Consider the following 15,954-nt stretch of genomic DNA (forward strand, 5'->3'; position numbering starts at 1 on the left):
TCCGGGACCTACAGTCCACTGGGGCCCATGTTCCGCCCAGCGGTCACCGAACCAAGCCCGGCCGCACCTGAGCACGTCCGCACCGAGCACGCCTGTACCGAGCCCGTCCGCACCGAACGCACGCCGCATGCCCACACCGGTCACGAGTCCGCCTGACGAGAACGAGCACCGGCACGCCGCATACGCAACGCCGCACCGAGGAGAGAAGTGCCACCGCGCACGAACACGACGACACGGACGTCCCGGACGACCGCCCGGTCCTCCGCACCCGTCCCCGAGCCCAGCGAGCCCGCGGGAGACAACCGACCCGCGACCGGGACGAGCGGCGCCGGCGGCGCGGGTGCCGGCGCGCCCGCATCCGGCACCGGCACCCGGCTGGTGATCGTGGAGTCGCCGGCGAAGGCGAAGACCATCGCCGGGTACCTCGGGCCGGGCTGGCTGGTGGAATCGAGCATCGGGCACATCCGTGACCTGCCGCGCAGCGCCGCCGATGTCCCGGCCGCGCACCGAGGCAAGCCCTGGGCCCGCCTCGGCGTGGACGTCGACAACGACTTCGAGCCGTTGTACGTGGTGACCCCGGACAAGAAGGTCCAGGTCAGCAGGCTCAAGGCGCTGGTCAAGGACGCAAGCGAGCTCTACCTCGCGACAGACGAGGACCGCGAGGGCGAGGCGATCGCCTGGCACCTGCTACAGACCCTCAAGCCAACCGTGCCGGTCAAGCGGATGGTGTTCCACGAGATCACCCCGCAGGCGATCCGCCGCGCGGTGGAGAACCCACGCGAGATCAACGAGAACCTGGTCAACGCGCAGGAGACCCGGCGCATCCTGGACCGGCTCTACGGCTACGAGGTCTCCCCCGTGCTGTGGAAGAAGGTCATGCCGAAGCTCTCGGCCGGCCGGGTGCAGAGCGTTGCCACTCGCGTGCTGGTGGAGCGTGAGCGCGCCCGGATGCGCTTCCGCTCCGCGGAGTACTGGAACATCGAAGGTGTCTTTGGCGCCACCGTCGCCCGGGGCTCGGCGGACAACGGGTCAGGCGCCGGCGCGGGTGGTTCCGGCGCGGTGGAGCGCACACCGCTGCCGGCGACCCTGGTCGCGCTGGATGGCGCCCGCATCGCGACCGGCCGCGATTTCGCGCCCACCGGCGAGCTGACCACGGCCGGCGTCACCCGGCTGGACGAACCAGGTGCCCAGGCACTCGCGCAGCGGCTCGCGGATGCCGCGTTCGCGGTGCGCTCGGTGGAGACCAAGCCATACCGTCGCTCGCCGTACCCCCCGTTCATGACCTCCACGCTGCAACAGGAGGCCGGACGCAAGTTGCGTTACTCCAGCCAGCGCACCATGCAGATCGCGCAGCGGCTGTACGAGAACGGCTACATCACCTACATGCGCACCGACTCGACGAACCTGTCCGAGACGGCACTGACCGCGGCCCGCGCCCAGGCCGAGACGCTCTACGGCCCCGAGTACGTCCCGTCGCGACCGCGGACCTACACCAAGAAGGTCAAGAACGCCCAGGAGGCGCACGAGGCGATCCGGCCCGCCGGCGACCAGTTCCGTACCCCGGGCGATGTCCGCGGCGAGCTGGACGGCGACTCCTACCGTCTCTACGAGCTGATCTGGCAGCGCACGGTGGCCAGCCAAATGGCCGATGCCCGGGGCACATCCGCCACGATCCGGCTCGGCGCGACCTCCTCGGCCGGCGAGAACGCGGAGTTCTCCGCCTCCGGCAAGGTCATCACGTTCCCCGGCTTCCTGCGTGCCTACGTCGAGGGCGCTGACGACCCCGAGGCCGAGCTCGAGGACCGCGAGCGGCGTCTGCCCGACGTCCGCGAGGGCGACCCGCTCACCATCCGTTCGCTCACCCCCCGCGGGCACGCCACCAGCCCGCCGGCCCGGTTCACCGAAGCCAGCCTGGTCAAGACGCTCGAGGAGCTCGGCATCGGCCGACCGTCCACCTACGCCTCGATCATCGGCACGATCCAGGACCGCGGCTACGTGTGGAAGAAGGGGTCGGCGCTCGTCCCGAGCTTCATCGCCTTCGCCGTAGTGGGCCTGCTTGAGGATCACTTCGGCCGGCTCGTCGACTACCGGTTCACCGCGACGATGGAGGACGATCTCGACGAGATCGCCGCCGGCACCGCCGGGTCCACCGACTGGCTCACCCGGTTCTACTTCGGCACCGGCAGCGGCCCCGATCCGGTCACCGATGCCGGTCTGAAGACGCTGGTCAGCGAGCGGCTCGGTGAGATCGACGCCCGCGAGGTGAACTCGATCCCGCTCGGCGTCGCCGACGACGACATGCCTGTGGTCGTCCGCGTCGGCCGGTACGGGCCGTACGTCCAGCACGGCGACGGCCGCGCGAGCGTCCCCGACGATCTGGCGCCCGACGAGCTCACCGTCGCGCATGCTCTCGAGCTGCTGGCCGCGCCCAGCGGCGACCGGGCGCTCGGAACCGACCCGGCCACCGGTGCCACCATCACGGCGAAGGCCGGACGGTTCGGCCCCTACGTCACCACCGACACCGACCCGCCCCGCACCTCCAGCCTGCTGAGCACCATGTCGCTGGAGACGCTGACCCTTGACGACGCCATCCGGCTGCTCTCGCTGCCGCGCAGTCTCGGCACCGCCGACGACGGCGAGGAGATCACCGCCCAGAACGGGCGGTACGGGCCATACGTCAAGAAGGGCACGGAGAGCCGCTCGCTCGAGTCCGAGGAGCAGTTGTTCACCGTCACGCTGCCGGAGGCGCTGGCGCTGCTCGCACAGCCCAAGGCCCGCGGACGGCGCCAGGCCGCGGCGGCCCCGCCGCTGCGCGAGCTGGGCAACGACCCGGCCAGCGGCAAGCCGATGGTCGTCCGCGAGGGCCGCTTCGGTCCGTACGTGACCGACGGGGAGACCAACGCGAGTCTGCGCAAGGGCGACGCAGTCGAGTCGATCACCGACGAGCGGGCGGCCGAGCTGCTCGCCGACCGGCGAGCCCGCGGCCCCGCCACCGGTCGGCGCAGTACCCGTACCACGGCGAAGACCAGTACCACCAAGACCGGCACGGCGAAGACCAGCACAGTGAAGGCCGCGAGTGCAAAGGCCGGCACGGCGAAAACCGGTACCGCGAAGGCAGGCACGTCCAAGGCTGCCGGCACGAAGTCGACCGCCGCGAAATCCGGCACCTCGAAGTCGGCCGCGGCCAAGGGGGACACTGCCAAGGGGGACACTGCCGACGGTACCGACGCCGAGCCGGCGAAGGGCGAGTCGGCGAAGGGCGAGGGTACGGAGCCGCGCACGGCGAGGACGGCAAGCGCACGGACCACTGCGGCGAAGACCGGAACCGCGAAGGCCGGGGCCAGGACCAGTACCGCTAAGTCAGCTGCGGCGAAGACGGGAACGTCGCGGTCCCGCGGTACCAAGACCGCCGGTGTGGGGGACGACGCGGCCGCACCCCCGGAGTCCGCGGTCAGCGGTGGTGCGGCCGGTGGTGGAGGAGGAGGCGGTGCGGCCGGCGGCGGTGGCTCCGGCACGCCGGATGCGTCCGCCGGTGACGCCCGTCAGGTCGGCTGATGGTCCCGCCGATCGGCCGGTTCCAGGAGTCGTGGGAATCGGCCGAGCCGGCGGGGCCTGAGTCCGCGGAGCCCGGACGGTCGGACCCGGTGGACGACACCACCGCGGTGACCCCAACCCCGAGCGCACCCGGCGCACCGGGCCCCGACCCGGCTCCCGCGGACACCGCACCGCAGCCCAGCGGCGCCGCCGGGCCGATCGCGGGCCGGCGCGGACGATTCCGGCTACGGACGGCGCGGTTGCCCAACCGGCATCCCGTCACCACGGTGCCAAACCCGCCCCCGCGGGAGGGGGATGGCGGTGACATCCTCGCCGTGTTGCGCATCCCGGCGTTTCGCCGGATGTGGATCCAGCTCAGCCTGTCCAGCCTCGGCGACTGGATGGGTCTGCTCGCCACGACCGCACTCGTCACCCAACTGCAGGACAGCTTCTCCGGGCAGGCATACGCGATCGGCTCACTGCTGATCGTCCGGCTGATGCCGGCGGTGATCCTTGGGCCGCTCGCCGGCGCGCTCGCTGACCGGTTGGACCGTCGGCTGACCATGGTCGTCACCGACGTGATCCGCTTCGCCCTGTTCGCCTCGATCCCCGTTGTCGGCACCCTGGAATGGCTGCTCGTCGCATCCTTCCTGGTGGAGGCCGTGACGCTGGTCTGGGCGCCGGCGAAGGACGCGAGTGTTCCGCATCTGGTTCCGCGGGAGCGGCTCGCCGCCGCGAACACGCTCAGCCTGATCATGACGTACGGAACGGCTCCGCTGGCCGCCGCGATCTTCACACTGCTAGCGACGATCTCGCGGGCGCTTGGCCCCAGCGTGTCCTTCTTCCGCGACTCGTCCGTGGACCTCGCGCTGTACTTCAACGCGGCGACCTTCCTCGGTTCGGCAATCGTGATCTGGGGCCTGCGCGGGATCGGCCGCGCGGAGCGCCCGGAAACCGGCTCCGGCCCCGGGTTCCTCGCCTCGATCACGGAGGGCTGGCGCTACGTCGGCCACGACCGGCTGGTCCGCGGCCTGGTCATCGGCATCCTCGGCGGATTCGCCGGCGCCGGCTGTGTGATCGCGCTCGGCCGCCTTTACGTGGAGATCCTCGGCGGCGGCGACTCGGCGTACGGCGTGCTGTTCGGCGCGGTGTTCGTCGGGCTTGCCGCCGGGATGGGGGCTGGCCCGAAGCTGCTCGGCGACTACAGCCGGACCAGGCTGTTCGGCGTCTGTGTGACCGCTGCCGGCGTCACCCTCGTCGTGGTCGCGATCATCCCGAACCTGGTCATCGCCTGCATCCTGGTCGTCGCCGTGGGCGCGTTCGCCGGCGTTGCCTGGGTCACCGGGCTCACCTTGCTGCAGGCGGAGGTCTCCGACGAGCTGCGCGGGCGGACCTTCGCCCTGGTGCAGTCACTGGTGCGCATCGACCTGCTGCTGGTGCTCGCCGCCGCGCCCGGCCTGGTGGGGCTGATCGGGTCGCATGGGGTCCACCTCTGGGGCGACATCACCATCCGTGCGGACGGTGTGACCGTCGTCGTGCTGTGCGGGGGCCTGCTCGCGGTCGCCGCCGGCCTGTTCGCCTACCGGCAGATGGACGAGCGGGCCGGTGTCGCCGTTTGGCCGGAGCTGTGGAACGCGCTGCGCGGACGCCGGCACACGACCGTCCGTCCCCGCCACAGCGGGCTGTTCATCGCGGTGGAAGGCATCGAGGGTGCCGGGAGGACCACCCAGATCGGGCTGCTACGTTCCTGGTTGGCCGAGCACGGCCGCGAGGTCGTCGCGACCACCGGCACCAGCGGCATCGGCGGCACCGACACCGGCGCCGGCCTGCGTGTGCTGCTGTTCGACCCGGCCCGGCGCCTGCACACCCGCACCGAGGCGCTGCTCGCCGCCGCGGATCGCGCCGAACAGGTGGCCAGGGTCATCGAACCGGCGCTGGCCCGCGGCGCCGTGGTTCTCGCCGACCAGTACGTCGACGCGTCGATCGCGTTCGCCGACGATGCTCGCGGCGTCCAGGCCGACGAGTTGGTCCGGCTCGCCGAGTGGGCGACCCAGGCACTCGTCCCCGATCTGACGGTCCTGCTGGACCTGCCGGCCGATGTCGCCCGCACCCGAGATCCCGCCTCCGCCACACCGGTCGCCCTCTCCCCGGCTGGTGCTCGCCCCCTCGTCCCCCATCAGGATGTTCACGGTCAGGACGGTTCCGCCCCGGCCGACTCCGGTGCGGACGCACCGGGCCCGCACGACGCATCGCAGACCATGGATGCGGATGTTCTGGCCTATCACGGCCGGGTACGCGACAACCTGCGCGGGCGGGCTCGGCAGGCTTCCTCTCGGTACCTGGTCGTCGACGCGAGACGGCCGGCAGAGGACATCCACGCCGAGATCCGGGCCGCGGTGTCGCGCCGGCTCGCCCTGCGGACCGTGTCCGTTTCGGTCTGAGTTCGCCCCGCGCCCAGGTCCGTCCCCCGGACCGGCTCGCTTCTCGGCCAGCATCTTCTGGGCCGGCCTGTTCTGGGCCGGTTTGTTCTGGGCCGGTCCGAATCCGCGGGCCCGGCGCGGGCGGTCGGGGGCCGCGGGAACAGACGGAGCGGTCAGGGGGTTCAAACCGGTGCGGACAGCGGGGGGATGATGGTCCGGTGAGCGTCTGGGACGCCCTCGTGGGCCAGGAATCGGTTGTCGCGACCCTGCGCGCCGCCGTGAACGCCGCGACCGTCGCGCCGCGCTCGGCGTCTTCTACCGATGACGGCGCCGGTCAGGCGAGCGCGGTGCCGGACCCCACTAGTCCGGGGCCTGGCACCGTGTCTCCTTCAGGCGCACCGTCCCCTTCAGGCGCACCGTCCCAGCCGGGGGCATCGGTGCGTCCGGGCGGGCGGCAGCGGTCGGGGATGACGCACTCGTGGTTGTTCACCGGTCCGCCGGGGGTCGGGCGGGAGGACGCGGCGCGGGCGTTCGCCGCGAGCCTGACCTGCGAACGGCTTCCGCCCGGCTGCGGTGAGTGCTCCGGTTGCCACACAGTGCTTACCGACACTGCCACCGATCTGCGCACCGTCACCCCGGAGGGACTGTCGCTCGGGGTGAAGGACATCCGGGCCCTGGTCCGGGACGCCGCCAGCGCACCGACCGCCGGGCGGTGGCGCATCCTGCTGCTCACCGATGCTGACCGCCTTACCGAGGCCGCGGCGAACGCGCTGCTCAAGGCGCTGGAGGAGCCGGCCGAACGGGCGGTGTTCCTGCTGTGCGCGCCGTCGGTCGAGGACGTCCTGCCCACCATCCGATCCCGCTGTCGAACGGTCGCGCTGCGACTGCCCACGGCCACGGACGTGCGCGCCATGCTGATCCGCGAAGGGGTCGACGAACGGACCGCGGACATCGCCGCCCGGGCGTCGCAGGGCCATCTCGGGCTGGCCAGGCGGCTCGCCGGCGACGAGATTGCCCGCGCCCATCGCGACGCCGTGCTGCGCATCCCCACCCGGTTGGGCCGCGTCGGAGCCTGTCTGGCCGCGGCCGCGGACCTGGTCGACGCCGCGAACGCCGATGCGGAGGCGGCCAACACCGAGCGGGACGTGGGCGAGACAGAGGCGCTCAAGACCGCGCTGGGGGTCGGCGCGACGGCGGTCGGCGGGAAGTCGCGGTCGGCGAAGGCGCCGAAGGCCGGTGCCAAGAGCCGCACGATGGTCGTGCGTGGCGCCGCGGGGGCGCTCAAGGAACTCGAACGCAATCAGAAGAGCCGTGGCCGCCGTACCGTGCTCGACACCCTCGACCGAGCCCTTGTCGACCTTGCCGGGCTGTACCGCGATGTGCTCGCCGAACAGCTCGGGGCGCCGGTCGACCCGATCCATCCCGACTACGCCGTCGAGGCGTCGAGCCTCGCCGCCACCGCCACCCCCGAGCAGACCCTGCGCCGACTCGAGGTGGTCCTCGCCACCCGCACGGCCCTCGCCGACAATCCCGGGCTGGTTCCGCTGCTCGCCGTCGAGTCCCTCGCCCTCGCCCTGCGCGACGCCTAGGCCGCCATCCGGTTGACGTCTACCGGTGCGAACCGGCAGCCGGCGGAAAGTTCGGGGCATATTCTGATCCGGCGGCCCGTCCCCGCGAACCATCCGCGAGGAGGTGACGGCGGATGCCGATGATGTGCGCGGTGGCTTTCTCCCCGCGTGGCAGGCTCTACTATGCCGATCCGGGCGAGCTCACCCCCAGCGTGGGCGACGAGGTGCTGGTGCCGACCGACGACGGTCCCGAGGTTGCCACCTGTGTCTGGGCGGCTCAGTGGGTGTCGGAGGATGTCGGTGAGCTACCGGTGCTCGTGGGGTTGGCCAGCGCGGATGACCTGCGCCGCGCGGAGCTGTCCCGTAAGCGTCGGGCGCGGGCCCGGGTGGCCGCTCGTCGCCTCGCCCGCGACCACGACCTGCGCATGAAGATCGTCGGTGTCGATCACGTGCCGGAGACCGGTGCTTACACGATCTACTTCACCGCGGAGGGCCGCGTCGACTTCCGCGAGCTCGTCCGCGACCTGAACCGGACGCTCATGGCCCGGGTGCGGCTGCGTCAGCTCTCCGCCCGCGACAGCGCCCGCATCCAGGGCGGGATCGGCTCGTGCGGGCGTGATCTGTGTTGCGCGACATTCCTCACCGACTTCGAGCCGGTGAGCCTGCGGATGGCCCGCGACCAGAATCTGGCGCTGAACCCGATGCGCATCACCGGCGCGTGCGGCCGGCTGATGTGCTGCCTTCGCTACGAGCATCCACTGTACGAGGAGTTCACCCGGGCCGCGCCCGCGCCCGGCGCCCACGCCTGCACTCCGGCCGGCGAGGGCCGGGTCCTGCGTCACGACGTGCCCCGTCAGCAGGTGGTGGTCGCGCTGGATGAAGGCGGCCAGGTCGCCTGCGACCGGGCGGCGGTCTGCCCGTCCCGGCAGGCCCATGACGCCGCCTATCCTCCGTCGGCGACGCCGGGGCCCGACCCGGCGGAGCAGCCCCGCCAGCCGCGGTAGGCCGGGATAACCGGATCACGGGTCGAAGCGGTAGCCCATTCCACGCAGGGTGGTGACGAGCCGGCGCTGCGGTGGCCGTCCCTCGACCTTGGTGCGAACCCGTCGGACATGCTCGGTCACGGTCGCCGGATCCTGGAACCTGGTTCCCCAGACCTGTTCCAGTAGCTCCTCGCGGCTGAACACCCGCCGCGGATGGCGGGCAAGGAACGCCAACAGCTCGTACTCTCGCGCCGTCAGGTCGATGCGCTCGCCGGCGACCGCGACCTCACGTGCCCGCAGGTCGATCGACACGTCGCCGTAGACGAGCGGGTCATTGCCGTCGCCCGCCCGCTGAGGCGGTGGCTCGGCCGGGCGGCGGCGCAGCCGGGCCCGGACCCGGGCGACCAACTCCCGCAGCGAGTACGGCTTCACCACGTAGTCGTCTGCGCCAAGCTCCAGGCCGACCACCCGGTCGACTTCCTCGGCCCGTCCGGTGAGCATGATCACCGGGACCTCGCTGGTCTGGCGCAGCCGGCTGAGCACCGCGAACCCGTCCATCCGCGGCATCGCGACGTCCAGCACGACCAGGTCGATCTCCGTGGTCTGGAACAGACGGAGCGCGGCCTCGCCGTCCGCCGCCTCCAACACGCGATAGCCGAACCTCTCCAGGCTGCGCGCAAGCGCGACCCGCGATGCCTCATCATCCTCGGCGACGAGGAGGGAAGCTCCTCGCGTGGTCGCTGCAGGCGCAGCGTCTCCGGCCCCGGTCATGAAGCGAAACCCTACGCATCCTCTCCAGAACCACTGCGACCGGGGTGGCAATTTGCACCGTTCGCCGACGTGCAAGCACAGGTTTATAACGAATGGCAGATCACACCAGTACGGATGGTCACACATGCACCGCCATTGGCTGCCACCAGTGACACACGGACGAGCAAGCACTGCCCACCGCTCGCTCATCCCGCCAGCCGCACCCCCACCTTGGTGGGGCCCATCCCCTCGATCCCGTCCGGATCGCCGCGCGACCCGCGCCTTCGCCGGGCGGCGCCGGAGCGTCAGCCGCCACCGTCGGCGCCGGTTCCGCGCGCCTTCTGGCATACTCGACCACGGTCAGCGCGATCCTGGCCGATCGCCGGAGTAGCTCAGTGGCAGAGCAATCGCCTCGTAAGCGATAGGTCGCGGGTTCAATCCCCGCCTCCGGCTCCCTCCCCGTCGCAGCAGCGGTTTTCCGCGGCGGTGACTGGCCGCGCCGACAGCGCTCTGGGCTGGGTCCGGTCAGCAGTCCGCACAGGGCGCCCATGCGCCACCGGCGCGATGGACGCCCCCTCAGGTGGCTGGCCACCGGCCAGTGTGAGGAGGCGTCGCCGCGCCGCTATGGGTCCGGCGAGGTCCGCGTCAGGCGGACTTCGGCTCGGCCCCGTGGCCGTGCGTTCCGACTGCTTCGGACTCGCGCAGTCGGGTGATCGAGAGAAGGATCTCCTTCTCGGCCTCCGCGCGGTCCACCCAGGAGGCGCCCTCCACCGACTTGCCGGGCTCCAGGTCCTTGTAGACCTCGAAGAAGTGCTGGATCTCCAGCCGGTCAAACTCCGGCAGGTCGCGCAGGTCGCGCAGGTGCTCCTGGCGGATGTCCCCGACCGGGACGCACAGCACCTTGTCGTCCGGACCCTTCTCGTCGGTCATCTCGAACATGCCGATCGTCCGGCACCGCACCAGGCAGCCTGGGAAGGTCGGCTCCTCCAGCAGAACGAGCGCGTCCAACGGGTCGCCGTCCCGCCCGAGCGTCCCCTCGATGAAGCCGTAGTCCGAGGGGTAGTGGGTGGAGGTGAACAGCATCCGGTCCAGCCGGATGCGCCCGGTGTGGTGATCCATCTCGTACTTGTTGCGCTGCCCCTTGGGGATCTCGATGGTCACATCGAACTCGAGGTCCACTCCGCTCCCTGTCTCCTTCATGATCGGGCCCGCCCGGACCGTTCCGGACGGCTGCCGCACGTGCACTGCTCCTGTGTCCAAACTGCCTTGCGTCCTGCGCCCGGACTGCCTTGCGCAGGTCCGCGGTGGCCTGCCGGACGCCGGTCGGGCATCGCGGACGATGACCGCAGCCCACCCAGTGTCCCGGAAGCCACCTCCAACCCGAGCCGTGCGGTAGGCATCGCCACAGTCGGGGCGCAGGTTCACCGGTTCACCGGCCTGATCCCGGCGCGGCGCACAGCCACCAGCGGTGGACGGGCGGGGCACGCGAACCGCGCAGGGCGCGCCCGGCACCCGTGGACGGCCGGTCCGCGGGGCGGGCCGCTACCTCACCCCATCCGGTCTCACCTCATCCGGCGACCTCGCGCCATACGGTGACACAGCGACCTGGCATCCGCCACCTGGGGCGCCACGGAGCACTCCGGGCACACCCGGGCGAGCCGGCGCCCCACTCGGGAATGCCCCACCAGGGAATGCTGTGGCACACCCGGATGGGGCGACAGGACGCTCGAGCGAGGCGGCAGCGCGCCCGCACAGGCAGTGGGGTCGGCGTGGCCGGCGGCGGGTGCGTACTGTCCGACTGTGACGTCAGCCGCGTCCGCCGCCCGCCTCGGGGGGCTCACCGCAATCGCCGGAGCCCTGCTCGCCGGTTCACTGGGCGCCGGCCCCACCACCGGCTCCACCGCGCCGCCGGGCGCGGCGCCCGCCCGGCCCGGCGTCGCCGCTCTCGCGGGCCTCGACCCGGCCGCGCCCACCGCGAGTCCCCCGACGGTCGCCGCCCGTCTCGGCCCAGCGCTGAACGACCCGATCCTCGGCGGGCCGGCGGCGTACGTCGTCGACGCGCTCAGTGGTCAGGTGCTCGTCGACATCCGGGGTCATGTGCCGACCATGCCGGCGTCGACGCTCAAGACGGCGGTGGCCACCGCGGCACTCGCCACCTTCCCCGACACGCGGCTGCGGACGTCGGTGCTCCACAGCCCTCCGCCCGGTGGGGGTCCGACCACACCCGGTGGCACACTGTGGCTCGTGGGCGGCGGTGACCCGACGCTCACCGCGGCGCCGACCGTGAACACCGACGTCTACCCCGCTCCGGCTCGGCTTGCGGACCTCGTCGCCAAGGTCAAAGCAGCGGGCATCACCGCCGTCGCCCGCGTGGTCGGTGACGCGTCGCTGTTCACCGGCCCGGACCGGGCACCCGGTTGGCGCGACAACTACGTCACCGACGGGGACGTCTCGCCGGTGACGGCGCTCACCCTGGACGCGGGCCGCGCGGCGCCCGGCGCGACCGGGCCACGCAATCCCACGCCAGCGCTCGCGGCAACGTCGGCCTTTGCCAGCGCCTTGGCCGGCGCCGGTATCCAGGTGGGCTCGGTCGGCCTGGGCACCGCCGCCCCCTCGGCCCGCCGGATCGCCGCGGTGGACAGCCCGCCGGTGCGGGTGCTGGTCGAAAAGATGCTCTCCGAGTCCGACAACGACCTGGCCGAGAGCCTCGGCCGGCTCCTCGCCCGCCACCGGGGCCTGCCGGCGTCGTTCACCGGAGCCACCCGGGCTGTCTCCGACACGCTGGCGGAGATCGGCACGCCCACGGCCGGCATCGTCCTGTCAGATGTCAGCGGCCTGTCGACCAATGATCGGATTCCGCCCGCTGCCCTCGTCTCGCTGCTGCGCACCGCCGCGGTGACCTCCGACCGTCCTGAGCTGCGCTCGCTGCTGACCGGCCTGCCCGTCGCCGGGTTCTCCGGCACCCTCGCCGACCGGTACGACACCCCGGACACCGCCGCCGGCGCGGGCGAGGTGCGGGCCAAGACCGGCACCCTGCGCAACGTGACCAGCATCGCCGGTCAGGTCGTCGACACCGACGGCCGGATGTTGCTGTTCGCCTTCCTGTCCCCGGCGGAGGAGGCCACCTCGACCAAGGCCGCCCTGGACCGGCTCACCTCGGCGCTGGCGGGCTGTGGCTGCCGGCCAGACTCGTCGACGGCGGCCGCCATCGACGGCGGTGAACCAGCACGGTAGGAGCCAACCAGCTCGCCCAGCCTCGCCCGACGCGGGGGCAGACCACGGGCAGGCCCGGTACGCTCGGATTCGTGGACGCCGAGCTGGTCGACTGGGAACTCGCCGTAACGACGGCGAAGAAGCTGGTCCGCCCCGGCCCGCCGACCACCCGGGAGCAGGCCACCGAGGTCGTCGCCGAGCTGCGGCGCCTGGCCGTCGAGGCCGAGCGCCATGTGGAGGATTACACCCATCTGACGCCGGTGGGTGCGCCCACTCCGATCAACGTGGTCGACCGGCCCGAATGGGTCCGTTCCAACGTCGCGGGCCTGCGGGTGCTCACCACACCGCTGATCACCAAGCTCTCCGAGCAGCAGCGCGGTCGGTTCTCCGCCGCCGTCGGCCGCCGCGTCACCGGTATTCAGCTCGGCACGGCGCTGGCCTATCTTGCCGGCAAGGTGCTCGGCCAGTTCGAGGTCTTCCTTCCACCCGAGGAGTTCCTGACCGGGGCGGCGGACGGGCCCGACGGCTCCGGGCAGGCAACCGGTCGGCTGAGCCTGGTCGCACCGAACATCGCCCACGCCGAGGCAACGATGGGCGTCATCCCGCGGGACTTCCGCATGTGGGTCTGCCTGCACGAACAGACCCATCGCAGCCAGTTCACCGCGGTCCCCTGGCTCCGTGGCCATCTGGAGTCCGAGATCGGGGCGTTCATCGAGGCCACCGACCTCGATCCGGACGTCCTCGCCGACCGGTTGCGCTCGGCGGTGACGGCCGTGCGCGGTGCCGTGTTCGACCGCGGGGCGCAGAGCCCGAGCGTGGTCGAGGCGCTGCAGACGCCGGCGCAGCGTGCCGTGCTCGACCGGCTCCAGGCGCTGATGACCCTGCTCGAAGGGCACGCCGACCAGGTGATGGATGCGGTGGGCCCTCGGGTCGTGCCGACCGTCGCCGACATCCGTTCGAAGTTCGAAGGCCGGCGCGACGGCGGCTCCCCGATCGATCGGTTCGTCCGCCGGCTCCTCGGTCTTGATCTCAAGCTTCAGCAGTACCGCCAGGGCGGTGCCTTCGTCCGCGCCGTTGTCTCCGAGGCTGGGGTGGGTGGGTTCAACACGGTCTGGGAGTCACCGGCGACCCTGCCGACCCGCCCCGAACTCACCGACCCGACGGCGTGGATGCAGCGCGTCCTGGGCAGCCGACCGTCGATCTCGGCGTGACCTGCGTGGTGCGGGAGGTCCAGGTGATCCGCACGAAGTCCGCTGGCCGTGCCGGCCGAGTCCAGCCGTGGTGCCCGTGACCTCAGCGTTCTCCGGCGGCGACCAGCACGGGCCGGTTCCCTGCGGGGCGGGCGCCGCTGCGCGGGTACCAGCCACAGCGGAGATACCAGGCAGGGTGAGCCGGTCGCCCGACCCGGCGCTCGCCGCGGTCCGGCTCGCCGTGCGCACCGCGATCGCCGATCTCGAGCCCGGCGCGCTGGTGCTGACCGCCTGTTCCGGCGGTCCCGACTCACTCGCGTTGGCGGCCGCGCTCGCCTTCGTGGCACCCCGGCGAGCCCTACGCGGCGGTCTGCTCGTCGTCGACCATGGTTGGGACGCCGCATCGTCCGCCCGGGCCGAACAGGTCGCCGCGCGCGGGCGCGGTCTGGGCCTGCGTCCGGTCGAGGTGCTGGTCGCGCACACCGGGCGCTCCGAGGGCCTCGCCCGTGACGCCCGGCGCGCCGCGCTGTTCGCCGCCGCCGAGCGACTCGGCGCCCAGGCCATCCTGCTCGGGCACACGTTGGACGACCAGGCTGAGACGGTCCTGCTGCGCCTGGCTCGCGGCGCGGGCGCCCGTTCCCTCGGTGGCATGCGGCCCCGGGACGGGCTGCTGCGCCGTCCGTTGCTCGGCCTGCGCCGAGCCGACACTCATGCTGCCTGTCACGCTCTGGGCCTTGTGCCATGGGACGACCCAAGCAACACCGAGCGGGCCTTCGCCCGGGCCCGAGTACGCCACAGCGTGCTGCCCCTGCTGGAGGCCGAGCTCGGACCCGGTATCGCCGAGTCACTAGCCCGCGGCGCCGAACTGCTGCGCGCCGACGCCGATGCGCTGGACGCCACCGCGGCGGCGCGCTACGCCGCCGTCGCCCGCCACGGCCTCGAGACGGCCACCACCCCAGCCGCTGGGCCGGCCAGCGAGCCAGGCACCGGGCACACCACCGGGTCACAGCGCGGCGAGGTTCGGTTCGAGGTCGCGGCGCTGGCCGACCTTCCCGCGGCGATCCGCGGCCGGGTGCTGCGGCGGGCCGCCCTGGCCGTCGGGGCGTCGGCGTCCGCACTGCGGGCCGAGCACATCTGGGCGGTGGAGGAGCTTGTCACCCGTTGGCGTGGGCAGAAGCCAGTGCCGCTGCCCACGGGTGTCCTCGCCCGACGCTGGACCGATCGGATCACACTGACCGGCCCCGCGGTTCCGCCCGGGCCGCCCGACCGTCCGGGCAGCCATCTCACCGGCGTCATCCCGTCGGCGGACCCGTTCGGGTCGGCGGCGGACCCGGAGCCGGCGTTCCCGGAGGAGGACGATGCTGTGAGTCAGACCGTGATGACGACGCCCGACAGCACGACGCCCGACAGCACGACGCCCGGCGCCCCCGGCCAGGGGCTCGGCACCCGGCCGGGGGATGCCCGCCCACCGGAGCATCCGGACATCGACGAGGTCCTCGTCACCTCCGAGGAGATCGCCGCGAAGATCGCAGAACTCGCGGCCCGCGTCGACGCCGACTACGCCGGCCGGGAGATCCTTCTCGTCGGGGTGCTCAAGGGCGCGGTCATGGTGATGGCCGATCTTTCCCGGGCCTTGCGCGTCCCGCTGACCATGGAGTTCATGGCGGTGTCGTCGTACGGCTCGTCGACCTCGTCCTCCGGCGTGGTGCGCATCCTCAAAGACCTTGACCGCACGATCGAGGGCCGCGACGTGCTCGTCGTGGAGGACATCATCGACTCGGGGCTGACTCTGTCCTGGCTCCTGAAGAACCTGCGCTCACGTGGTCCCGCCTCGCTGGAGGTGCTGGCGCTGTTCCGCAAGCCCGAAGCGATCACCGTCGACGTGGATGTGCGGTACGTCGGCTTCGACATCCCCAGCGCGTTCGTCGTCGGCTACGGCCTCGACTACTCGGAGTACTACCGCACGCTGCCGTTCGTGGGAACGCTGACGCCCGCGGCCATCGAGCGCGGCGCCCCAACCTGACCTGACCGCCGCAGTTGCCCCCGGCAGGGCCGGCTCGGACGAAAGGGGCCACCTGGGATGCCGGGGCCGCCCCGTCGCTGGTGCGATGGCGGCCGGAAACCCCCGCGAGGTCACCCAGAACGACACGGCGGTCACTCGGAACAGCGCCGCCCGCCGATCCGTTGGTCGGATGTGCGCGCGGTGAGACACGCGCACCGGCGGTACCCTCGGCACAAGGGAATCCCGATCGAGGGCAGTACACACGTCAGGAGGGCGGAGCGCTCGTGTCCGGTG

9 protein-coding genes and 1 tRNA gene are annotated in these 15,954 nt (G+C 72.2%); 8 read left to right on the forward strand and 2 right to left on the reverse strand.

The window, feature by feature from the left end:
* Positions 1-207: 207 nt before the first annotated feature.
* From topA to MXD95_RS22030, 4 genes are all read left to right on the forward strand, one after another.
* Positions 208-3,555 carry a type I DNA topoisomerase gene (gene topA / locus MXD95_RS22015; protein ID WP_250642589.1) on the forward strand — a complete coding sequence of 1,116 codons (3,348 nt, stop codon included), beginning with the start codon at positions 208-210 and terminating at the stop codon, positions 3,553-3,555.
* Positions 3,555-5,975, forward strand: coding sequence for a dTMP kinase (tmk, locus tag MXD95_RS22020; protein ID WP_374122105.1), 2,421 nt, complete (start codon positions 3,555-3,557; stop codon positions 5,973-5,975). Before topA ends, tmk begins: the two co-directional genes overlap by 1 nt.
* Positions 5,976-6,172: 197 nt before the next feature.
* Positions 6,173-7,543, forward strand: coding sequence for a DNA polymerase III subunit delta' (locus MXD95_RS22025; protein WP_250642590.1), 1,371 nt, complete (start codon positions 6,173-6,175; stop codon positions 7,541-7,543).
* A gap of 122 nt (positions 7,544-7,665) precedes the next feature.
* Positions 7,666-8,526: a PSP1 domain-containing protein gene (locus MXD95_RS22030; protein ID WP_374122108.1), complete on the forward strand. Its 861-nt coding sequence runs from the start codon at positions 7,666-7,668 to the stop codon at positions 8,524-8,526.
* A 15-nt stretch (positions 8,527-8,541) separates the two neighbouring features.
* Here the strand turns inward: MXD95_RS22030 and MXD95_RS22035 are convergent, their stop codons facing one another.
* Positions 8,542-9,276 carry a response regulator transcription factor gene (locus MXD95_RS22035; RefSeq protein ID WP_163548077.1) on the reverse strand — a complete coding sequence of 245 codons (735 nt, stop codon included), beginning with the start codon at positions 9,274-9,276 and terminating at the stop codon, positions 8,542-8,544.
* A 360-nt stretch (positions 9,277-9,636) separates the two neighbouring features.
* Between MXD95_RS22035 and MXD95_RS22040 the strand changes: the two genes are divergently transcribed.
* Positions 9,637-9,708 (forward strand) — tRNA-Thr (locus MXD95_RS22040).
* A gap of 192 nt (positions 9,709-9,900) precedes the next feature.
* Here MXD95_RS22040 and MXD95_RS22045 read toward each other — a convergent pair.
* Entirely contained in the window at positions 9,901-10,434 is a 534-nt protein-coding gene (locus MXD95_RS22045) for an inorganic diphosphatase (RefSeq protein ID WP_308301551.1), read from the reverse strand.
* A gap of 621 nt (positions 10,435-11,055) precedes the next feature.
* Between MXD95_RS22045 and dacB the strand changes: the two genes are divergently transcribed.
* The 3 genes from dacB to hpt all read left to right on the forward strand — a co-directional run bounded on the left by dacB (position 11,056) and on the right by hpt (position 15,681).
* Positions 11,056-12,489, forward strand: coding sequence for a D-alanyl-D-alanine carboxypeptidase/D-alanyl-D-alanine endopeptidase (gene dacB / locus MXD95_RS22050; RefSeq protein ID WP_250642592.1), 1,434 nt, complete (start codon positions 11,056-11,058; stop codon positions 12,487-12,489).
* 71 nt (positions 12,490-12,560) lie between these two features.
* Complete coding sequence (locus MXD95_RS22055) at positions 12,561-13,679, forward strand: Rv3626c family coenzyme F420 biosynthesis-associated protein (protein WP_250642593.1); 1,119 nt, start codon at positions 12,561-12,563, stop codon at positions 13,677-13,679.
* Between the two features lie 175 nt (positions 13,680-13,854).
* Positions 13,855-15,681 (forward strand): hypoxanthine phosphoribosyltransferase, encoded by a 1,827-nt coding sequence (hpt, locus tag MXD95_RS22060; RefSeq protein ID WP_250642594.1) that lies wholly within the window; start codon positions 13,855-13,857, stop codon positions 15,679-15,681.
* Positions 15,682-15,954 lie beyond the last annotated feature (273 nt).

It is taken from the genome of Frankia sp. AiPa1, assembly GCF_023243075.1.
Classification (GTDB): domain Bacteria; phylum Actinomycetota; class Actinomycetes; order Frankiales; family Frankiaceae; genus Frankia.